At 72.1% G+C, this 20,170-nt stretch carries 21 protein-coding genes; 7 read left to right on the forward strand and 14 right to left on the reverse strand.

What is annotated here, in order from left to right:
* Positions 1–10 precede the first annotated feature (10 nt).
* Both tgmA and CEB94_RS38120 read right to left on the reverse strand, forming a co-directional pair.
* The gene (tgmA, locus tag CEB94_RS38115) at positions 11–202 is read right to left on the reverse strand and encodes a putative ATP-grasp-modified RiPP (RefSeq protein ID WP_030847392.1); all 192 of its coding nucleotides are present in this window, start codon (positions 200–202) and stop codon (positions 11–13) included.
* Between the two features lie 119 nt (positions 203–321).
* Positions 322–645: a YkvA family protein gene (locus CEB94_RS38120; protein WP_175436491.1), complete on the reverse strand. Its 324-nt coding sequence runs from the start codon at positions 643–645 to the stop codon at positions 322–324.
* Positions 646–891: 246 nt separating this feature from the next.
* Between CEB94_RS38120 and CEB94_RS38125 the strand changes: the two genes are divergently transcribed.
* Entirely contained in the window at positions 892–2,637 is a 1,746-nt protein-coding gene (locus tag CEB94_RS38125) for a hypothetical protein (RefSeq protein WP_175436492.1), read from the forward strand.
* An 81-nt stretch (positions 2,638–2,718) separates the two neighbouring features.
* Here the strand turns inward: CEB94_RS38125 and CEB94_RS38130 are convergent, their stop codons facing one another.
* The 5 genes from CEB94_RS38130 to CEB94_RS38150 form a co-directional block, all read right to left on the reverse strand.
* The gene (locus CEB94_RS38130; RefSeq protein ID WP_175436493.1) at positions 2,719–4,818 is read right to left on the reverse strand and encodes a xanthine dehydrogenase family protein molybdopterin-binding subunit; all 2,100 of its coding nucleotides are present in this window, start codon (positions 4,816–4,818) and stop codon (positions 2,719–2,721) included.
* On the reverse strand, positions 4,815–5,819 hold the full coding sequence (locus CEB94_RS38135) for an FAD binding domain-containing protein (protein WP_175436494.1): 1,005 nt from the start codon (positions 5,817–5,819) through the stop codon (positions 4,815–4,817). The genes CEB94_RS38130 and CEB94_RS38135 overlap by 4 nt, the downstream gene beginning before the upstream one ends.
* Entirely contained in the window at positions 5,816–6,346 is a 531-nt protein-coding gene (locus CEB94_RS38140) for a (2Fe-2S)-binding protein (RefSeq protein ID WP_175436495.1), read from the reverse strand. Before CEB94_RS38140 ends, CEB94_RS38135 begins: the two co-directional genes overlap by 4 nt.
* Positions 6,347–6,441: 95 nt before the next feature.
* On the reverse strand, positions 6,442–7,590 hold the full coding sequence (locus CEB94_RS38145) for a hypothetical protein (protein WP_175436496.1): 1,149 nt from the start codon (positions 7,588–7,590) through the stop codon (positions 6,442–6,444).
* A gap of 426 nt (positions 7,591–8,016) precedes the next feature.
* Positions 8,017–8,319, reverse strand: coding sequence for an MmyB family transcriptional regulator (locus CEB94_RS38150; protein ID WP_246112042.1), 303 nt, complete (start codon positions 8,317–8,319; stop codon positions 8,017–8,019).
* Between CEB94_RS38150 and CEB94_RS42365 the strand changes: the two genes are divergently transcribed.
* On the forward strand, positions 8,276–8,392 hold the full coding sequence (locus CEB94_RS42365) for a hypothetical protein (RefSeq protein ID WP_425472564.1): 117 nt from the start codon (positions 8,276–8,278) through the stop codon (positions 8,390–8,392). The genes CEB94_RS38150 and CEB94_RS42365 overlap by 44 nt on opposite strands.
* A gap of 78 nt (positions 8,393–8,470) precedes the next feature.
* Here the strand turns inward: CEB94_RS42365 and CEB94_RS38155 are convergent, their stop codons facing one another.
* Positions 8,471–8,962 (reverse strand): tautomerase enzyme, encoded by a 492-nt coding sequence (locus CEB94_RS38155; RefSeq protein WP_175436497.1) that lies wholly within the window; start codon positions 8,960–8,962, stop codon positions 8,471–8,473.
* 190 nt (positions 8,963–9,152) lie between these two features.
* Between CEB94_RS38155 and CEB94_RS38160 the strand changes: the two genes are divergently transcribed.
* Both CEB94_RS38160 and CEB94_RS38165 read left to right on the forward strand, forming a co-directional pair.
* Positions 9,153–9,617 carry an ATP-binding protein gene (locus CEB94_RS38160; protein WP_175436498.1) on the forward strand — a complete coding sequence of 155 codons (465 nt, stop codon included), beginning with the start codon at positions 9,153–9,155 and terminating at the stop codon, positions 9,615–9,617.
* Positions 9,618–9,663: 46 nt separating this feature from the next.
* Positions 9,664–10,029 carry a hypothetical protein gene (locus tag CEB94_RS38165; RefSeq protein WP_175436499.1) on the forward strand — a complete coding sequence of 122 codons (366 nt, stop codon included), beginning with the start codon at positions 9,664–9,666 and terminating at the stop codon, positions 10,027–10,029.
* Between the two features lie 44 nt (positions 10,030–10,073).
* On the opposite strand, the gene ppk2 is transcribed toward CEB94_RS38165, so the two are convergent.
* The gene (gene ppk2, locus CEB94_RS38170) at positions 10,074–11,030 is read right to left on the reverse strand and encodes a polyphosphate kinase 2 (protein WP_175436500.1); all 957 of its coding nucleotides are present in this window, start codon (positions 11,028–11,030) and stop codon (positions 10,074–10,076) included.
* A 414-nt stretch (positions 11,031–11,444) separates the two neighbouring features.
* Here ppk2 and CEB94_RS38175 point away from each other — a divergent pair, with 414 nt between their 5' ends.
* Complete coding sequence (locus CEB94_RS38175) at positions 11,445–12,962, forward strand: glycoside hydrolase family 43 protein (protein WP_175436501.1); 1,518 nt, start codon at positions 11,445–11,447, stop codon at positions 12,960–12,962.
* A 33-nt stretch (positions 12,963–12,995) separates the two neighbouring features.
* Here the strand turns inward: CEB94_RS38175 and CEB94_RS38180 are convergent, their stop codons facing one another.
* The 4 genes from CEB94_RS38180 to CEB94_RS38195 all read right to left on the reverse strand — a co-directional run bounded on the left by CEB94_RS38180 (position 12,996) and on the right by CEB94_RS38195 (position 17,111).
* Positions 12,996–13,736, reverse strand: coding sequence for an SDR family NAD(P)-dependent oxidoreductase (locus CEB94_RS38180; protein WP_175436502.1), 741 nt, complete (start codon positions 13,734–13,736; stop codon positions 12,996–12,998).
* A gap of 147 nt (positions 13,737–13,883) precedes the next feature.
* Entirely contained in the window at positions 13,884–15,260 is a 1,377-nt protein-coding gene (locus CEB94_RS38185; protein WP_175436503.1) for a glycoside hydrolase family 43 protein, read from the reverse strand.
* Positions 15,261–15,635: 375 nt separating this feature from the next.
* Positions 15,636–16,034, reverse strand: coding sequence for a cupin domain-containing protein (locus CEB94_RS38190; RefSeq protein WP_175436504.1), 399 nt, complete (start codon positions 16,032–16,034; stop codon positions 15,636–15,638).
* A gap of 132 nt (positions 16,035–16,166) precedes the next feature.
* Positions 16,167–17,111, reverse strand: coding sequence for an MIP/aquaporin family protein (locus tag CEB94_RS38195; protein WP_175436505.1), 945 nt, complete (start codon positions 17,109–17,111; stop codon positions 16,167–16,169).
* A gap of 252 nt (positions 17,112–17,363) precedes the next feature.
* Here CEB94_RS38195 and folE point away from each other — a divergent pair, with 252 nt between their 5' ends.
* Entirely contained in the window at positions 17,364–18,026 is a 663-nt protein-coding gene (folE, locus tag CEB94_RS38200; protein ID WP_175436506.1) for a GTP cyclohydrolase I, read from the forward strand.
* A gap of 63 nt (positions 18,027–18,089) precedes the next feature.
* On the opposite strand, the gene CEB94_RS38205 is transcribed toward folE, so the two are convergent.
* Positions 18,090–19,451 (reverse strand): pyridoxal phosphate-dependent decarboxylase family protein, encoded by a 1,362-nt coding sequence (locus tag CEB94_RS38205; RefSeq protein WP_175436507.1) that lies wholly within the window; start codon positions 19,449–19,451, stop codon positions 18,090–18,092.
* Positions 19,452–19,582: 131 nt separating this feature from the next.
* Between CEB94_RS38205 and CEB94_RS38210 the strand changes: the two genes are divergently transcribed.
* Positions 19,583–20,065 (forward strand): MarR family winged helix-turn-helix transcriptional regulator, encoded by a 483-nt coding sequence (locus tag CEB94_RS38210; RefSeq protein ID WP_175436508.1) that lies wholly within the window; start codon positions 19,583–19,585, stop codon positions 20,063–20,065.
* Positions 20,066–20,170 lie beyond the last annotated feature (105 nt).

Genomic DNA, 20,170 nt, shown 5'->3' on the forward strand with positions numbered 1-20,170 from the left:
CGGCCCGCGGTCAGTCGTCGAAATGCGTCTTGGAGCCGGCCGTGGACGTCGTGGTGCCGAACTCTCTCAACAGGGCGAAGTCACAGGCCGCGACCCGGCCGTCGCGGAGCACGTTCAACTGCTGTCCGGCGTCGTACACGTACGGAATGGCAGCTTCCAACTCCACTGCCGGGCGCGCGTAGTTGAGCGCGAACGGTTGCATCGTCTCTCCCTCGTCGGTACTGCGCCGATCAGGCGGTGATCCGGGGGCGCGGCCGTCCGGTCCGCCGACCTGTTTCGGCTTCCAGAGACTTATACGAATCGAACGGGTGGTTGGTTTCCTTACTTTCCGTAGTCATCGGCCAGTTGCTGGTCCGGCCGGTGTGCCGTACTGCGCTCCCGTTCGCCGAGGGAGCCGCGGGCAGTGCGCAGAGCGAGCAGCAGGACGCCGATGTCGTCCAGGTACACCGGGTCGGGCAGCAGGTCGGTGGGCAGCACGAGATAGAGCACCGCGCCCCAGAAGACCCAGCGGGGGCCCGTGGGCAGTCCCGCGCGCCGCAGTTCGCGCCGGGTCCGGACCAGCCGTACGAGGACGACGACGGCGAAGACGAGGACGACGGCCGCGAGAACCGCGGCCAGGATGATCACCTTTGTGGTCGTATCCACGGGTTGCCCTCCTCCTGGCATGCCGCGACACGGGGTGTCCTTACCTGGATTCCCCTTTCCGGCGGCTGTATTGCGGCCCGGGCCCGACATGTCGGCGAGTCGGCGGATTTTCCGTGCGGGTGGTCATCCTGGTGGCTCACCCGGGTGGCACGGGGTGACGGGGGCGCCTAGTAATGGTCAGCGTAACGTCGCTCGTCACACGACGGGGGGCGCAGGAGCGGCCGCACTCTTCCCATGGAGGCGAGTATGACCACCTGCTCTTCATCACCCCGGCCGAACGAACCTGCCATACCCAACGAGCCGAACGGGTCCGCCCAGCCGTCCGCCGAGACCACCGTCGCCACCGGCACGCACCAGGTGGAGCAGACGAGCGCGCAGCCCGCCGCCGGCCCGTACGAGACGCACCCGACGGGGCACTCCGAGCCCGGCACCGGTTCCCACCCGGCCGACCGGGCGGCCGCCGAGCCCGCCGCCCTCGGCTCCCACCCGGCGGCCGGGGCGGGAACGCGGTCGCCGGCCCTCGACCCGGACCGGTCGGACCGGACCGCTGCCTGGCCCGTCGCTCCCGGCCCGGACGAGGCGGTCACGTCCGCCGCCCGGTCCATGGACGCCGGCTCGGGCCAGGCGCCCGCGCGGCCCGCCGCCCCCGGGACGGACGAGGCGTACCCCTCCGCCGCCCACGCCCCGGAGCCGTCCGCCGCGCCGCCCGCTCCGCCCGTCGAGGACTGGCTGGATCCCGCCGAGGCGCGGCCTGTTGCTCCGGTCCTGGACCGGACGGACCCCGCGGAGGAGCCCGCCCGGCCGGCCCACTTGGACACCGTCGGCCCGGGCGAGGGCACGGACCCCGCCGCGCGCGGCCGGGACCAGGCCCATTCGTCCGCCGGGCCCGGCGCGGGCGACGCCGACCAGCCGGGTGCGCGGCCGTTCGTCATCCGGTCGCTCGACGACAACCCGGTGGAGCTCCGGCCCGGCACCGGTCCGGCCTCCGGCGCACCGTACGGCGACGCCGTCAGCGACCTGGTGCACGCGGCCGTGGCCGACCGGCCGCTGGAGGAGGTCGTCGACCTCATCGTGTCGCTGGAGGAGTCGCCCGACCACACGCAGGCGAGGGTCGACGCGCTCCGCACCGCCGGGGTGAGCCGGTCCGTGGAGGACGTGTCCCGGCTGATCGCCCTGCTGACGAAGCCCCCGCGCGAGGCCGAGTGCGCGGACGAGGCGATCCGGGCCGCGGCCGCCCACCGGCCGGTGGAGGAAGTGACACGGCTGGTGACCCTGCTGCACAAGGAACCGCAGGTGCCCCACGTCCGCGAGGAGGCACTTCGCGCGGCCGCCACCGGCCGGTCCGTCGGGGAGCTGGTCGAGCTGATCGACCGCCTCGGCCTGGAACGCCTGGACCGCAACGGCCGTCGCCCGAACGGGACGTCCCGCCCCGAGGGCGAGACCGGCGACCCTGGCACGCCCGGCCGCCAGGGCAAACGCCGCGCGGCCCGCCCGGGCCCGGCCCGCGAGACCCACCGCACCCTCGACGACTCACCGCCGGACCACGAGCGTGCGACCGACCGGTTCGCCCGGTCCGTGTCCTGGTCGGGCTGGTTCGCAGCCCTGGCCCTCGCCGTGTGCGCGGTGGTCCACTTCCCGCTGCAGCGCGGCGACGCGTCCCTGCGTCTGCACGCGTTCGCCCTCGGCCTGTCGGTGCTGTGCACGGTGCTGGCGCTGCTGCTGGCGCTGCGCCCCGTCGCGCTGGTGCTGGCCGGGGCGGTGCTGGTGCCCACGGTCCTGGCCGGGGCCCAGGCGTACGGGAGTTCCTTCCCGTCGGCGTCCCTGCCCCGGGCCGTCGACCTGGCGCTCGCCCCGCCGTGGCTGGCCGCCGGAGTCGCCGGGTGCGCGGCACTGCTGGCCCTCGTCGCGATGGTCTTCCGGGTGCTGGCGCCCATCGCCGCCAGACAGTGGACGGCCGCGCCGGCGCCCGAGGCACGCGGCGCGGCGGAGTGAGACCCGAGGTGATCCCATCGGTCGGACCGAATCGAGCCGCGGTCGCCCGCACAAGGGCCGGGCTCCCGTCGGCGGCCTTCCTCAGATCCGGCGATCGAGCAGCCCGGCCAGCACCCGGTCCGGTGTGAGTGGGAGTTCGCGGAGGCGAACGCCCGTGGCGTGGTGCACCGCGTTGCCGATCGCCGCGGCCGTCCCGACGATGCCGATCTCCCCGATCCCCTTGCTGCCCATCGGGTTGAGACGGGAATCGTCCTCGTCCAGCCAGTGCGCCTCGATCTCGGCGACGTCGGCGTGCACGGGCACGTGGTACGACGCCAGATCCGACTCGGTGAAGTCGCCGAACGCGGCGTCCACGGTGCTGCCCTCGGTCAGCGCCATGCCCAGGCCCATCGTCATGCCGCCGACGAACTGGGAGCGTGCCGTACGGGCGTTGAGGATGCGGCCCGCCGCGTACACCCCGAGGAGCCGGCCGACCCGGACCTCGCCGGTGACCGTGTCCACGGCGACCTCGGCGAAGTGCGCCCCGAAGGCGTGCCGCGCGAAGCCGCTCTCGGCGTCCGCCGCGCCCTTCGTGTCGGCGCGGACGTCGAGACCCTGCGCGGGCAGCGGCCCCACGTGCCCGGCCAGCCGCCGGGCCAGTCCGGCACAGGCGTCGTGCACCGCCCAGCCCCAGGAGGCGGTGCCGGACGAGCCGCCGGCCAGCGGCGCCGAGGGGAGCTGCGTGCTGCCGACCTCGATCCGCACCCGCTCCAGCGGCACCCCGAGGGCGTCGGCGCCGACCTGCGCCAGCACCGTCCGGGCACCCGTCCCGATGTCGGTGGCGTTGATCCGCACCAGGAACGAACCGTCGGTCAGTGCGCGAGCCACCGCCGTGGAGGGCCCCACCATGACGGGATACGTCGCCGCCGCCACGCCCGTCCCCAGCAGCAGCGGACCGACCCGGCGGGAGCCCGGCCGGGGATCGCGCCCGGCCCAGCCGAAGCGCCGGGCGCCCTCGCGCAGGCACTCCACCAGGTGCCTGCTGCTGAACGGCTTGCCGGTGTCCGGCTCGACGTCGGGCTCGTTGCGGACGCGCAGCTCGACCGGGTCCAGGCCGAGTTCGGTGGCGAGCTCATCCATGGCGGATTCCAGCGCGTACATGCCGGGAGCCTCGCCCGGCGCCCGCATCCAGGACGGGGAAGGCACGTCCAGCGCCGCGACCCGGTGCACCGTACGACTGTGCGGCGCGGCGTACATCACCCGTGCGGGCACCGCCGCCTGCTCCACGAACTCCTTGATGCGGGAGGTGTGCGTGGTGACCTCGTGCACGAGCGACGCGAGACGGCCGTCCGCCTCGGCCCCGAGCCGCAGCCGGTGCAGGGTCGGAGCGCGGTGCCCGACGACGGCGGGCAGGTAGCGGCGCGGCAGCGCCACCGTCACCGGCCGCTCGGTGTGGCGTGCCGCCATGGAGGCGAGCACCACGTCCGGCCGTGGCGAGCCCTTGGACCCGAAGCCGCCGCCCACGTGCTCGGCGGTGACGACGATCCGCTCCTCTGGCAGGCCGAACAGCCCGGCGAGCACGGCCCGTACGGCACCGGCGCCCTGGCTGGAGGTGTGCACGGTGAGCCGGCCGTCCTCCCACCGGGCGGTGCTGGTGTGCGGCTCCATGGGGTGGTTGTGCAGCGGCGGCACCCGGTAGGCGACGTCGACCCGGACGGCCGAGGAACCGAACGCCCCGTCGGGGTCGCCCTGTTCGCGGACGGCCGGATGACCGCCGTTGGCCTCCTCGGGCACGTACACGCCCGGGTGGGAGGCGGTGAGGGTCACGTCGTGCTCTTCGGCCTCGTAGGTGACGCGGACGGCGGCGGCACCGGCGCGGGCCGCCTCCAGGGTCTCGGCCACCACCAGGGCCACGAACCAGCCGCGGTGCGGAACCCGCGGATTCTGCAGCACCGCGAGTGTGGGATCGTCCGGTTCCGCGAGACGCGGCGCGTTCTCGTGGGTGAGGACGGCGAGGACACCGGGCACGGCCAGGGCGGCCGCCGTGTCGACGCCGGTCACCCGGCCCCGGGCCACACTCGCCGGCACGGGCCAGGCCTGGGCCCGGCCGGGGGAGTGGAACTCGGCGGCGTAGCGTGCGGTGCCGCTGACCTTCTCGCGTCCCTCCAGACGCTCGGCGGGGGCGCCCGCACTGCCGGTCATGCGGCCCTCCCGGTGAGTGCGGTGTCCGTGAGCCGGGACAGCACGTCCACGGCGAGATTGCGGGCGAGCGGCACCTTGTAGGCGTTGTCCCGCAGCGGCCGGGCGGCCGACAGTTCGAGATCCACGGCGTGCTCGAACGCGGCGAGGGTCGGAGCCGCGCCCAGCAGCGCCTCCTCCGCCCGCCGGGCCCGCCACGGCCGGTGCGCCAGCGCCCCGAAGGCGAGCCCCGCGTGGCCGATCACACCGTCCTCCAGGCGCAGCACGACCGCGACGGAGGCGAGGGCGAAGGCGTACGAGGCCCGGTCGCGGGCCTTGCGGTACGCCGACGGCAGTCCGGCCGTGGCGGCCGGCAGCACCACGCCGGTGACCAGTTCGCCGGGGCGGATCTCGGTGTCCTGCTCGGGGCGGTCCCCGGGCAGCCGGTGGAAGTCCGCCGCCGCGACACTCCGGGCTCCCTCGGGCCCGTCCAGCTCGACACGCCCGTCGAGAGCGCAGAGCGCCACGGCCATGTCCGAGGGATGGGTGGCGATGCACTGCGCGGAGTGCCCGAGCACGGCGTGATCACGGTGGACGCCGTCCCGCGCGCCGCAGCCGCTGCCCGGCTCGCGTTTGTTGCACGGCTTCGACAGGTCCTGGAAGTACGGGCACCGGGTGCGCTGGAGCAGGTTCCCGCCGGTCGTCGCCGCGTTGCGCAACTGCCCGGAGGCGCCGGCGAGCACCGCCTGCGACAGCGCCGGGTACCGGTCGCGGACGAGGGGGTGGGCGGCGAGGTCGCTGTTGCGGACCGTCGCCCCGACGCGCAGCGCACCGTCGGGCAGTTCCTCGACCGTGTCGAGGGGCAGCCGGGTGACGTCGATGAGGGCGGCGGGGGTCTCGACGCCGAGCTTCATCAGGTCGACGAGGTTCGTGCCGCCACCGAGGTACCGCGCTCCAGTGTGGGAGGCGTACGCGGAGGTCGCCTCTTCGACGCTGCCGGCGCGGACGTAGGCGAACTCCTTCACGGGATCACGTCCTCCACGGCCTCGACGATCCGCGGATACGCACCGCACCGGCACAGGTTGCCGCTCAGCCGTTCCCGGATCTCCTCGCGGTCCAGCGGCACCGGCTCACCCGAGGGCGCCGCCGGGTCGGTGACGTGCGACGGGTGGCCGGCCGCCGCCTCGGTGAGCACGCCGGCCGCGGAGCAGATCTGGCCCGGGGTGCAGTACCCGCACTGGAAGGCGTCGCGTTCCAGGAAGGCCCGTTGCAGGGGATGCGGCTCCTCCCCGTCGTCGGAGAGACCCTCGACGGTGGTGACCTCGCAGCCGTCGAGGGTGACCGCGAACAGCAGACAGCTGTTGACGCGCCGCCCGTCCACCAGGACCGTGCAGGCGCCGCACTGGCCGTGGTCACAGCCCTTCTTGGCGCCCGTGAGGCCGAGATCCTCCCGCAGGAGGTCCAACAGGACCCGGCGGTGGTCGACGGTGAGTGTGTGCGGTTTGCCATTGACGCGCAGCGTGGTCTGCGCGTGGTGCTGGTGGTTGCCCATGTCGTGGTGGACCTTCCCGGGCGGGCCGTGATGCCGTACGGACCGCGTATCCAGGAGGGCACGGCTGACACGTGCGTCTCACGAGGAGGGTGCTCCTACTGCTCCGACGTCACGTGCCGGCCGGCGGTTTCCTCGTCGCCGGCCGCGGTCGCGGGACGCTTGACCTTGAAGCGTTCGAACGTCCGTGTGAGCTGCTGGAGCGGGGACGGGGCGGGCGGGCCGGAGGGCTGTGGCCCGGCGGGAGCGGCCTCGGCGGCCTCCTGGTAGGCGGCCAGTGCCTCGTGGGCGCTCTCGGCCGCCTCCCGGTACAGGTCACGGGACTTCGTCATGGCCTCCAGCGCCTCGGCGTACATGGCCACCAGGCCGCGCTGGCGCTCCAGCTCCTCCTGGAGCGTCAGCAGGTGCCAGTTCTCCCGCAGCGCGGTGAGGTCGTCCTCGGCGCCGTCGGGCAGGGGCCTTGGGAGCACGGCGAAGCGCGTCACCGCGTCGACGAGGTCGGCCGGCTCCGAACCGTCGAGGAAGACCGCGCGGACCGAGAAGTCCTGGGCGTCGTAGCCGTCCGGCGCCGGGAGGCCCGGCAGTACCACCGCTCCGCCGCGCGGCACCTGGACGCCGGAGCCCCGCAGGGCCCAGTTCAGGCCGCGCAGCTGCTGCGGGGCGGCGTGATGCTCCACCACACGGTGGCGCAGGCCCGGCGGCAGCCAGCGTGCCACCGGCGTACGTCCCCGGTCGTCGGTGGTCATCGCCTCGTGGACGACCACGTGGATGTGCCAACCGCCGCGCACGGTGTTTCTCAGCAGACGGCGGGTCTCCTTGTCGTCCTGGGGCAGCGGGTTGATCTTCCCCAGGAGCAGGCGCGTGGCGGCATCCTGGTCCCAGGCGGTGTCCGGCTCCTGAGGCCAGAACAGGCCGGCGGGGGAGGGCCACGCGTGGTTCCACGGCTGCTCGGCCTCGGCGACCAGCATCCACTCCTGCTGCCCGTCCCCGTCGCCCGCGCCGGGCTTCAGGCTCAGCCGGGCGCGCACGGTCACGTCGCCGCCGGCCCGCCAGCGGGCCTCGAAGACCCGCTCCGCCGGCCCGGTTTCGTCTTCGGGCAACTCCAGGAAATCGTCGATGGCCTGACTGTCCTTGCGCTGCTGCAGCGAGCGCCGGAGAACGTCTTCCGTGGAGCCCGGGGCGTGGCGGCCGCGCGCCAGCCACACCGTGTCGGGAGTCATGAGGCGGGCGGTGAGGGAGGTCTGCATGGGTCCATCTGTGAGCGGGGGTACGTGCGCCTGTCAGTATCGTCGCCGCAGGCCGACGGGTGCTACCCGGGGTCGCACCAGTCTCGCCGACGGTCATGCGCACCGCCTACCCGCGCCGGGCCGTGCCATGTGACGCAAGGGCTGCGGCATGTGGCGAGGGGGCGGCGCGATGCGGCGCCGGGCAGCGTGCTCCGGCAACCGGCAGCGCCTTGAGGTGGCGCCGGGCGCGCGGGATGTGCGCCATGCGCGCGGGGTGTGCGCGCCGCGCGCAGACCGGGAGATCTCACGCGTGGCCCGCGCGCCGCCCGGTCCCGACAATGGTGCGCACGAGCAGGGCCCGCCCACCATCCGCATCGGGGCGGGTCCTGCCCGCTCCGCGAGACGCCGGGCCGCGTGCTGCTCGCTTCGTGCGGCGAGGAGCGCCGTTCAGCGATCCCCGCCGCCGGCGGGGTCCGCCGCCTCCAGCCCGGTCGCCGCCCAGCTGGCGAGGAGCTGCAGCCGGTCCTCGTACGCGGTGCCGGGCTCGGCCGTGTAGATGGTCAGGGAGTGCGCCTCGTGAGCGGACACGGGCAGGTCCAGGGGCTGGTAGGTCAGTTCCAGGAAGCCCGCCTGGGGATGGTGCAGGCGCTTGACCCCGCCGTGCCACGGCGCAGACGCCGAAGAGGCGGCGCAGGTCGCCAGGCTCATCGTCGCGGCGGTCGAGGGCACCGTGGCCCTCTGCCGTGCCAAGCGCAGCACCGAACCTCTGGACCGCACGGCAGCGCGACTCCAGGCTCTCATCGCCGCCACGATCAAAGACTGACCGGGGGGTGCCGGCCGCGATCAACGCGACGCGACCGACACTCCACGCGGCGGGCGGGGGACTCCTGGTCCGCGCTTCTCACGCGCCGAGCGCGGTGCGGACGGCCTCGGCCTTCTCCGCGGTGAACACACCGCTGTCGAGGAGGGAGAGGACGGACAGGACGGTGCCGCGTGAGCCCCAGCTGCCCTCGTCGATCACGCGGAAGGTCACCCACCAGGCCGGCGACGGCTCCGCAAGGCCGCAGGCGTCGGGCATCGCGACCAGGGCGCGCTGGATGACCTCGGTGCGGACTTCCTGGCTCCAGTCGCCGTCCATGACCGTCACGTCCATGACCGTCACGTCGATCACCATCGCGTCGGCCTCCGGTCCCGCGTCCGCCAGCAACCGGCCGCTGATGGCCATCATGTCGGCTTCACGCTCGGTGAAGTGGACCTGGAACCCGACCCGGGCGGCCGGGGCGAACTGACCGACCTCGGGCACGAGTGCGGCGTCCGTCAGCGTTTCGGCCAGCTTGCGGCGCCGCTCCGGGCTCAGGCGGCCCTTCGGGCCGGTCACGGTGGTGACGGTCATGACTCTCCCTATGACGACTGTTATAAGCCGAGCCTGCACTGCCTCTAAAACGAGGGTCATAGGGTGCTCGGGGGATCTCGACGCGCCCTGCCGGCTCGCCCCAGGACGCCCCCATGCCTGTCGGGGCGGGGGCCGGGTACACGTCCGTGCACGTGCTCGTGTGTGGGCGGAGGAGAGGGGACCGGGGGCAGTGGTGGTAAAGGCGATGGGCTGGGCGCACTCGTTCCGTATGTCCGAAGGAGTGCGCGCAGGGCGGGAGTGGACGCGCAGGCGTCTTGACTCCCTGCCCTGGGCCGCTGCCGAGCCGGACACGGTGGACACCATCGTGCTGGCGGTGTCCGAGCTGATCACCAATGCGCACATCCACGCGCACAGTGACGCGCATCTGGTCCTCACATGGGACGGTGACTGCCTTCATGTCAGCGTCCACGACGAGGACCCGACGCTGCCGCGCCAGCGCGAACCGGAGCCGGGCGAGGTCTCCGGCCGCGGAGTGGCGATCGTGCGCAAGCTCGCCGATGAGTGGGGGATGAGGTGCCAGCGGCACGGCAAGACGGTGACGGCATGCTTCCGTCCCGCCGATCCGGATCCCGACCCCGGTGCCGATGTCGATGCCGAGGGCGGCATCGACCGGCAGGGCGGCAGCAGCAGTTGAGGCCTGGTCACCGGTGAGGCCCGCTTCTGTCTGAAGGAGAAGTGTCGTGTACCTGGCACGAGGATCGAGTGACGACGACCCGTACGTCTGGCTCTGGGTCCTGGGCGCTGTCGCGCTGTACGCACTGATCAGCTACGGCCTGGCCTACCGCGCCCGCGCCCGGCGCGGTTCCGCACATCCGGCACATGACGCCCTGCACGACCTGAAGGACCGCGAGGATCCCCAGCCGCCCGAGAACCGCCTCGTCAGCCGCGTGATCATGCTGTGCGGAGCGGGGCTCACCGGTTTCGTCGCCTACCTGACCAGTGGCGCCGTGCGGGTCCTGACGGTCGGGCTCACCGTCGTGGTGGCGGTGACCGTCTGGGCGTACTACGACCACCGCACGCAAACGCGCGCGCCCGCCCGGCGATGACGCGGGCCCGGGCCCCTCGCACCGGTGGGAGGGGGCCCGGGGCGTCAGTCGCTCTCGGGGTGCTTGCCGGGCCCGTCGGCGCCGGGGGACAACGGAGTGGGGGAGAGCGTGGTGTCCTCCTCGCCCGGCTCCAGAAGGGTGTCGGCGGCGCCGACGATGAGGGGATCGGGTGTGCCGACCGCCTGGCGGTCCTTGCTCGCGTAATCCACGCGCGACAGCAGACTGCGCATGGTCTCCAGCCGGGCGCGCCGTTTGTCGTTGCTCTTGACGACGGTCCAGGGGGCGTGGGCGGTGTCGGTGGCGCGGAACATGTCCACCTTCGCCTCGGTGTAGTCGTCCCAGAGGTCCAGCGAGGCCAGGTCGGTGGGGGAGAGCTTCCACTGGCGCACCGGGTCGACCTGCCGGATCGCGAAGCGCGTGCGCTGCTCGGAGCGGGACACCGAGAACCAGAACTTCATCAGCAGGATGCCGTCGTCCACCAGCATCCGCTCGAAGGCCGGGCACTGGTCGAGGAACAGCTCGTACTCGTCCTTGGAGCAGTAGCCCATCACGCGTTCCACGCCGGCCCGGTTGTACCAGGAGCGGTCGAAGAAGACGATCTCCCCGGCCGTCGGCAGATGCGCGATGTACCGCTGGAAGTACCACTGGCCCACCTCGCGCTCGGTGGGCCTGTCCAGGGCGACCACACGTGCGCCGCGCGGGTTGAGCCGCTCGATGAGCCGCTGGATCGTGCCGCCCTTGCCCGCCGCGTCACGCCCCTCGCACACGACGACAACGCGTGCGCCGGTGTCCTTGACCCACCGCTGGAGCTTCAGCAGCTCTATCTGCAGGATGCGCTTGGCCCGCTCGTACTCCTTGCGGCCCACCTTGCGATCGTAGGGATGGTTCTCCTGCCAGGTCCGGATGGGGCGTCCGTCCCCGTCGAGCACGATCGGCTGCTCTCGCCGGCTGTCGTCCACGGTCAGCCCGTCCAGCAGCTTGTCGGCGTCTTCGGCGTTCATCACGAGGCTCCCCGCTCGGCTCGTACGGTCGGTCGGAAGGTCATGCGGCCCCGGGAGCGGCGGCCCGCGCGCCGCTGCGGCTCACCGCGGTGATGACGGCGGCGACCGCGTGAGCGCCTCCCTGGGCTGCTGGACGGACACCCGGGTGCCCCGCCCGGCCCCTCCCATGTGAGGGGGATCGTGCCCCCGAACAGCGAGCACTCTGCGCCTGCGGGCCGTCTGCGCGGACTCCGCCCGCGAGGGCCGGACGCCGCCGGCCCGGGTGGCCGGAGTCGGCTGCACCGGACACGTGGACGGCGTAGCCTCCTACCGGCTGCCGTCCGGCCCGTACCGCCTGATGAGCCGGCCGCGCTGACGCGTACCCCGTTGCGGAAGACCAGTTCTCAGCGAAAGGAATCGATGAGGGTGTCGAGCATGCCCGGGACGAATCCCCCCGTCACCAACCCCGTGATCCCCGGCTTCCATCCGGATCCGAGCATCTGCCGGGCCGGCGAGGACTACTACCTCGCGTGCTCCAGCTTCGAGTACTTTCCCGGCGTACCGATATTCCACAGCCGGGACCTGGTGCACTGGACCCAGATCGGCAACGCGCTCGACCGGCCGGGCCAGCTGCGCCTGCCGCCCGACTCGCGCTCCTCCGGCGGCGTCTACGCCCCGACCCTGCGCCACCACGACGGCCGCTTCTGGCTGATCGTCACGAACGTGAGCGGCGACGGGAACCTGCTGTTCACGTCCACCGACCCGGCCGGCCCCTGGTCCGACCCGATCCGGCTGCCCGGCGTGCACGGCATCGACCCCGACCTCGCCTGGGACGACGACGGCACCTGCTGGTGCACCACGGCCGGCGTCGGACAGATCCGCATCGATCCCCACACGGGGGAGACGTTCGGTGAACGGCGGAGCCTGTGGTCCGGCGCCCCCGGCGCCAAGGCCCCGGAAGCACCGCACCTGTACCACATCGGGGACTACTGGTACCTGCTCATCGCCGAGGGCGGCACCGAGCGGTGCCACGGCGTCTCGATCGCCCGCGGCCGCACACCGCAGGGCCCCTTCGAGCCCTGCCCGGCCAACCCCGTCCTGACCCACCGGGGCACCGACCACCCCATCCAGAACACCGGTCACGCCGACCTGGTGCAGGGACCCGACGGCTCGTGGTGGATGGTCCTGCTCGGCGTCCGGCCGCACGGCGGCACGCCCGGCTGGCACGTCCTCGGCCGCGAGACCTTCCTGGTGCCGGTGACCTGGTCCGACGGCTGGCCGGTCGTCGGCGAGCTCTCACCCGTCCTGGCCCGGCCCCCGTGGCCGCTGCAGGAGCCCTCGGCCCCGCCGGTGCGGGACGACTTCGACCTCGGTGAGCTCGCCCCCGGCTGGATCTCGCTCCGCTCCCGGCCCGAGGAGAACTGCACCACGAAGGAACGAGCCGGCTGGCTCAGCCTGCGCGCTGCGGGCGCGTCGCTCGACGACCCCGACGTCACCTTCGTAGGCCGCCGCCAGCAGCATGTGTCGTGCCGCACGCGGGTGCTGGTCGACCCGGCGCAAGGACGCGGAGGTCTGGCCGTCCGCCTCGACGAACAGCACCACTACGAGATCGAGGCGACGCCGGGCGAAGTGCGGGTCCTCACCCGCGTCGGCCCGTTCCGCTCGGAGGTGGCGTCCCACCCGACAGCGGCGGACGGCCCGGTGACGCTGAGGATCGAGACGGCCGTCACCGGGACGGTCAGCGACGCACGTCAGGGCCCGGACACCGTCTCCCTCGGCGTGGAGGACGCGCGGGGCGCCTTCACCGAACTCGCCGCGCTCGACGGCCGGTACCTGTCCACCGAGGTCGCCGGCGGCTTCACCGGCCGCGTCATCGGTATGTACGCCGCGGCGGGCACCGTTCACTTCGACTGGTTCGACTATGAGCCGTCCGGCCCCGGTGGGCCGGGCTGAACGAACTCCCCGGGTTGAGAGGTGGCCGGCCGCTCACAGCGCGGCGCCCGTCTCCTCGGCCAGGGCCCGCACGAGACGGTCCTGGAACGCCTCGTCGTGGACGGCGCGATGCGGCTGCAACCGCCGGCCGTGGTACCAGTACCCGCCGGCGGTCAGGGCCTCCGGTGCGTCGCTCGACGCCAGCCACTCCTGAGTCTGGTGGCCGAGTTCGAGGTCGTCCGGCGCGCCGGGCCCGCCCATCCTCGTCGGCACCCAGCCGGGGTCCACGGCGTTGCTCAGCACTCCGGGGCGCAGCCGGGCCACCACGGCCGCCAGCGTCGTCACGAAGAGCTTGCTGTCGGCGTACGACCCCGCGCTCCCGCCCCGCCAGTCGACCCCGTCGAGCGACGCCGGGCGCCCGCCGAGATGCGAGTTGCTGCTCAGGTACACCAGTCGGCGTGGCCCGCGCAGCAGAGCGGTCAGCAGATACGGAGCCACGATGTTGACCGGCATGACCGCGGGTCCGCTCCACACCCCGGCATTGTGGATGACGGCGTCGAGCGGCTGGGACGCGTTGAGCTCGTCGGCGACCCGCCGCACGTCGGCACGCTCGGCGAAGTCGCCCACCACGACGTGTGCCCCGCGGTCGGTCAACTCGCCCAGTACCGCCGCCCGCTCCTGATTCCGGGCGTGTACCACCACGTCGTGCCCGGCGGCGAGCAACGCCTCCGCCGCGGCCCGCCCCAGTCCGTCCGCGGACCCGGTCACCAGGATCCGGCTGCGTGCTTCTCGCATGAGACTGCCTCCTTCTGCGGGATTCGCGTCCCGCGCGAAGACACGTGCCGGATCACACGGCCGTTCAGCCCGGGTGCTCCGCCGATCCTGGCACGGCGTCTTCCGGACCCTCTCCTCCAGGGCGCTGACGTCCTGGTGCCCCCGTGCTCAGTGGCCGACGCGGAAGGTCGCGTCCTGCCGGTCGGTCGTCGTGGAGACCGGGTCGATGCGCAGGGCGTAGTCGGCGTGGCGTATGTAGCGGGTCGGGTTGTTGTGCGAGCGGAACGAGGACCAGGTCGCGTCCGCCAGGCCCGCCGTGCGGTGGAAGGTGGCGTCCGCGGCGAACGTCGACGTGTTGTCGTTGGCGTCGAGGCGGAGCTCGTAGTTGTAGTGCCGCAGGTAGCGGGTCGGGTAGTTGACGGACCGGAAGGAGACCCCGGAGCTGTCGGCGAGCCCCGGGACCAGGGTCCACAGGGAGTCCTTGTACGGCTCGATGGGGTACTCGTCGATCCGGCCCAGGTAGTTGGCGTGACGGACGTAGCGGGAGGGGTGGTTGTACGACTTCAGCCGGTTCCAGGCCGGCGCGCCCCACTTCGTGAGCAGGTTGTCGTACTCGGCCGTGGTGATCGTCGCGATGCCGCAGTGCTTGGAGTTGACCGGCTGGGTGTAGGTCTTCTGGTCGAGGGCCGTCCAGGTGCCGGAGGCGAGGTTGGTGGACTGCCAGGCGTAGAAGACACCGTTGGGCGTGTAGGTGTCGCCCCACAGCCACCAGGTGCCGGACGTCAGTGACTTGACCACGGTCGGCGCCTCGGTGCCGCCGTGCGCCACACCGGTGCTGAACTCGGTGAAGCTGCCCGGGTTCAGGGTGGTGGATCTGGCGGCCACCAGCGTCTGGTTCTTCTTGAAGTAGAGGTAGTTGTAGCCGTTCACGCCGAGGGCCATGTCGCCGTCGATGACGTCGTAGCCGGGGTCGAAGAAGACCTGCGGGGCCGAGGCGGTCACGAAGTCGGTCGTGTAGTTGACCATGATCACGTTGTGGCCGCTGGAGTTGACCGCGGAGTAGATCACCGCGTACTGCCGTCGGCCCGCGTCCCAGAACGCCTCGGGCGCCCAGCTGTGGGTGGCCATGTCGTGCAGTTTCAGCCGCCGGTAGCCGGTGAAGGTGCGCAGGTCGGCCGAGTCCCAGACGTGGATGTACTGGCTGTTGTAGTTCCAGTCGGTGCCCTTGAGGTCGGTGGCGAGCACGACGAACGTGCCGTCTTGTTTGCGCATCAGGAACGGATCGCGCAGCCCGAGCGCACCGGCGGTGGGGGTGACCAGGGGGTTGTTCTGGTTGAGCGGTGTCCAGTTGAGCCCGTCGGGGCTGACGGCGAGGTGCAGGCCGTAGTCGGTGCCGTCGCCGAGTTTGGTCGACTCGGTGAAGTAGACCATCGCGTACGCCGAGTCGGCGGCGTGCGCGGTGCCGGTGCCGAGGGTCAGGGCGAGCGGCACGGCGGCGGTCATGCCGAGGAGTCCTCGGCGGGAGAGGTGGGGGTTCGGGCTCATCTGCTTCTCCAAGGGGGCGTGCGAGGGGAGGGCCGAACTGCCGGTGTATCGCGAGCGGTGCGGATACGGTCGTCGACCGGTCGCTGAGGTAGCCGCGCACGTCGTCGGCGTCCCGGAGGGTCAACGCGGAAAGGCATGGGCGGCTCGTCCTTTCAGCTTCGGAGGGAAGCTGTCCTTCACCCCGTCGATCGATATATCGAACGACGTTCGTGGTGTCGGATGGGAACGTAGGGGCCGCGCAGTACCACCGTCAATACCCGTGCTCGCACCACCGCGTCCGCCGGGGTAACAGATGCGAGTCGGAGTCCCAGATCGCTGTGCTCCGGACTCGACGGCTCTCTGCGCGGCTGGTTCTCTTCGTGCCCGACCGGGCCGTCACACGCCGGGGCGGCCCTTGATCTGCATGCCGGGGCGGCGGCGGTGAACCGTCACGTACGACAGGCCGTTCTCGCCCGCGGTCACACTGCGGACGCTGCCGTGCGGCAGCCAGACGAGGCTGCCGGACTCCACCGGGTGCGGCCCGTCCGCGGAACCGAGCGTGCCGTCGCCGGCGACGACGAGCAGCAGGACGTCGAGGTCGGGTTCGGCGTGGGCGTCGATGGACCCCTGGGGCGGGATGCGGATGAGGTTGGCGTCCAGTTGCCGGCCGGGCTCGGCCAGTCGCCACAGGGCGCCGGTCGACGCCGGGTCGGTCGCGGCGAGCGAGCCGGCGTCGCCCAGGATCCGCGCAACGGGAGTGTCGGCCGTGCCGGGGAGCTCCTCCGGGTCAGTCATGGATCGTGCCACCATCCGATACGGCCCCGCCCCGGGCCGGTTCACCTGTTCGGCAGGCGATCCGCAGTGCTCATGGCGGATGCCCAGAAAAATCTAGCACCGGCCGTCGTCCGCGCCGCGGCCGATGCCCGGTCACTCCTCCTCGGACGTGGTGGGGCGTGTCCGCCCGGGCTCCGGTGCCTCACCCTCCTGCGCGCGGGCGTGGAGCACGTCCCCGATGAACAGGTCGTACACCAGCACGCCGATCACACCGCCGACGAGCGGCCCGACGATCGGAATCCACCAGTAGTCGCTGAACGCCCCGGCCAGGCTGCCCGGAAACGCGAGATCCTCCCATCCCGCCATCCAGGTGAACAGGCGCGGGCCGAAGTCGCGGGCCGGGTTGATGGCGTATCCCGCGTTCGCCCCGAAGGACATGCCGATGGCCGCCACGACGAAGCCGATCACGAGCGGGCCGAGGTTCGCCTTCACGGCCGTGTTGCGCAGGTCGATGATCGCCACCACCAGCATGACCAGGAAGGCGGTACCGACGATCTGGTCGACCAGCGGACCCCAGACGCCGCCGTTGAAGTACGGCGCCGGGAACGTGGCGAAGATCGAGAACGAGGCGAGGGTGTGCCCGTTCGTCTTGGGCCCCGTCATGGCGTCGTCGAAGGCGTTGATGGCGTCGTGGTACACGGCGTAGACCAGTGCCGCCCCGGCCAGGGCGCCGAGCACCTGGGACGCCCAGTAGGGCACGACCTTGACCCAGGGGAACTTGCGGCGGACGGCGAAGGCCAGGGTGACCGCTGGGTTGATGTGGGCTCCGCTGACCCCGCCGGCCACATAGATGCCGAGGATCACGGCCATGGCCCAGCCCCAGGTGATCAGCAGCCAGTCACCGGCACCGAGGAAGAAGACGGTGGGCCCCTCGGTACGCCCCGAGCCGGGCAGCGCCGCCACCGTCATCGCCACCACGCCGCATCCGAAGGCGATGAGGACGAACGTCCCCAGGAACTCCGCCAGGCACTCGCCCGCCAGACCTGCGCGACGTCTGAGCCGTGAGGGTTTCACCAGAGGCCTGATCTCCACTGCCATGTGATTTCTCCCAGGGTTCGCTGCGGTCCCGTCTGACGCGCGGTAGTCCCGTCGTAACCCGGCGCATGCGTCGCGGCAACCGCAAAGGCCCCTCTGACCGCTCGCTCACCATGCCTGCCAGGACGAGCCGGTACCGGTGCAGGTGGCCGACGGTCCTCAGTGATCCCGGGGCGTCTCGTCCGCCGGCTCCTTATTGGTGAAAACCGGTTCCGGATTGGTGAAAACCGGTTCCGGCCATCGGAGGCAGCTGACATGACCGAACACCCGGCGCAGACCTCCGTCCGGACGGACCCGTACGACGGAGAAGCAGCGGCACCCGCACGGCCCGCCCTGCGGGTGGTCCACGAGTCCGACGGGATCGACCTGGCCGCCGCGGAAATCGCGGCAGGCCGGTTCCTCGACGCCCTCGGCATCTCCACGGCCTCGGAGAGCCTGCGCGGCACACCCGGCCGGATGGCCCGCGCGTACGCCGAACTCTTCAGCCCGCGCCCCTTCGACCTGACCACGTTCCCCAACGACGAGGGCTACGACGAACTCGTCCTCGCCCGGCGCATCCCCGTCCGGACCGTCTGCGAGCACCATCTGCTGCCGGTGGTCGGCACCGCGCACGTCGGCTACCTGCCCGGCGCCCGCATCCTGGGCCTGTCCAAGCTGGCGCGGGTGGTCGAGCACTTCGCGTGCCGGCCCCAGGTCCAGGAACGCCTGACCAAGCAGGTCGCCGACTGGTTGCAGGCCCATCTGGAGCCCAAGGGCGTCGGCGTCGTCATCGAGGCCGAGCACTCCTGCATGACGCTGCGCGGCGTGCAGGCCACCGGCTCCGACACCCTGACCTCCACCCTGCTCGGCCTCCTGCGCTCCGACGCCCGCTCCCGGGGCGAATTCCTCGCCCTGACGGGCGTGGCCAGCCGTCCGTAGAACGAGGTCGCCGGGCAAGACGCGCTGCTACGGGACCTGGATCTCATGGGTGCCGGGCAGAGGTCATGGCCGGGCGAGACGCGTGACCTGGTCGTGGAGGCGCTGTATGTGGTCCTCGGACTCCGGCTTCATCAGGACGCTGCGCAGGACGCGGGCGCCGTCGGCGTCGGCGGTGACCTTCGGGTGGCGCGCGGTGAAGGCGTCGCGGTCGGCCTTGAGGGTGCTCAGGAACACGGGATCGGGTCCCGTCATGCCGTCGGCCAGGACGCGTGCCGATGCCGCGTCGACAGTGCTGAGTGAGGCGGGCTCCACCGCGGGGAAGTAGCTGACGATGTCCAACTCGGGCTGCTGGTACAGCTCCAGGGCGTCCGAGGCGGTGATCAGGTCGGCCCAGCGCAGGGCGGCCCGGCGGCCGGCGCCGAGGACGAGGCCGAGTCCGTCGGGGGTGGGCGGGAGGACCTGGAAGGTGAGCCACAGGGCGGCGGCCGAGGCGCCGGCGCGGGAGCATTCCAGGCTGATCTCGCCGAGGTGGAGCTCGCTGGAGGTGAAGTAGGTGTAGGGCGAGTCGTGGAGGTAGAAGCGGCCCACCTCGGGGTCGCGGAAGAGGACGGCGCCGCAGCCGTAGGGCTGAAGGCCGTGCTTGTGCGGATCCACCACGATCGAGTCGCACTGGGCGATCGCCCGCCAGGGCCGCGGTGGTAGTCCTTCCGGACCGTCGGCGCCGGCGAGCAGGGTGAAGAAGCCGCCGTAGGCCGCGTCGACATGGAGCCGGACGCCGTAGCGGTCCCGGAGGGCGAGGGCGGTGTGGATCGGGTCGACGGCTCCGAGGCCGGTGGTGCCGGCGGTGAGAACGACCGTGCCGACTTCTCCCGTCCGCAGGATGTCCTCGAGCGCGTCGAGGCTGATCCGGCCGCGGTCGTCGGTCGGGATCGGGTACCCCTTCATGCCTAGGACGTGGCACATGCGGCCGTGGGTGTAGTGGGCGTCGGCGCTGTAGGCGATGCCGCGGCCGGGGTGGAGCTCGCGGGCGACGAAGAGGGCTTCGAGGTTGGCGATCGTGCCGCTGGTGGTGAGGTGGCCGAGGTGGGTGTCGTAGCCGAACATCGCGGCCAGTTGCGCGACGGCCTCGCGTTCCATGCGGGCGGTGGCCGGGCCGCCGTCCAGGGCGTGGTTGTTGGGGTTGATCAGCATGGTGGTGAGGTGGCCGACGATGGCCGCCGGGTGCGGGGGCTTGAGCATCTGCCCCGCGTAGCGCGGGTGGAAGAAGGGGTAGTTCTCCTTCAGCCTCCCGGTGAGCTCATCGAAGGCGGCGGCGAAGCGGTCGTCGTCGACGAGGAGGGACGGGTGCTGCTCGTAGGGGCCGAAGGTGTCGGCCCACTGCTGTATCGCGTCGTTGGCCCGGCCGAGCCAGTGCTGCAGGTCCACTGATCTCCCTCTCTTCCGACTTGGTGGCGTTCACCATAGAGAATAGTTGACTGCTCAGCAATTGATTGCTCAGCAATTGATTGCTCAGTAATTGAGATGGCAGTAGATGAGGAAGCAGTAAAGTCGGCCGGGTGAACCCCGCGAACCGAGAGAACGACGAAGCCGCCCGCGCCGCCGACAGCGGGCTCGTGCACGACTTCGGACTGCTGATCAAGGCCGCCACCCGCCTGGAACAGCGGATCGACACGGCCCTGCGCAGGGAGTGCGAGGTCAGCCACACGATGTTCGAGGTCCTCATCCGGCTGTGCCGGCACCCGGACGAGGAGATCTCACAGCGTCGGCTCGCCGACGACCTCACACTCACCAGCAGCGGCATCACCCGCCTGATCGACCGGATGGAGGGAGCCGGCCTGGTGCGGCGCGTACCGGCTCCCGGGGACCGCAGGAGCGTCCTGGTCGAGGCGACCGATCACGGCCGTGCGGTCTTCCTTCGGGCTGCCGGCGTCCACGCGGAGGTCGTGGAGCGCTACTTCGTGGCACCGGTGGCCCACGCCGACTACGGACGGCTGACCCACGCGCTGGGCGAGATCGAGAAGGCGCTGCGCGACACCTGAGGCGTCCTCGGCAAACGACGTCGGTACGGCCCTGGCCGGATCCAGCACCCCCTCGGCGAGATCACGGTCACCCTCGTCGCAGCGGCCGTCATGTCCCGAGCGTGA

This window comes from Streptomyces hawaiiensis (assembly GCF_004803895.1).
Taxonomy (GTDB): domain Bacteria; phylum Actinomycetota; class Actinomycetes; order Streptomycetales; family Streptomycetaceae; genus Streptomyces; species Streptomyces hawaiiensis.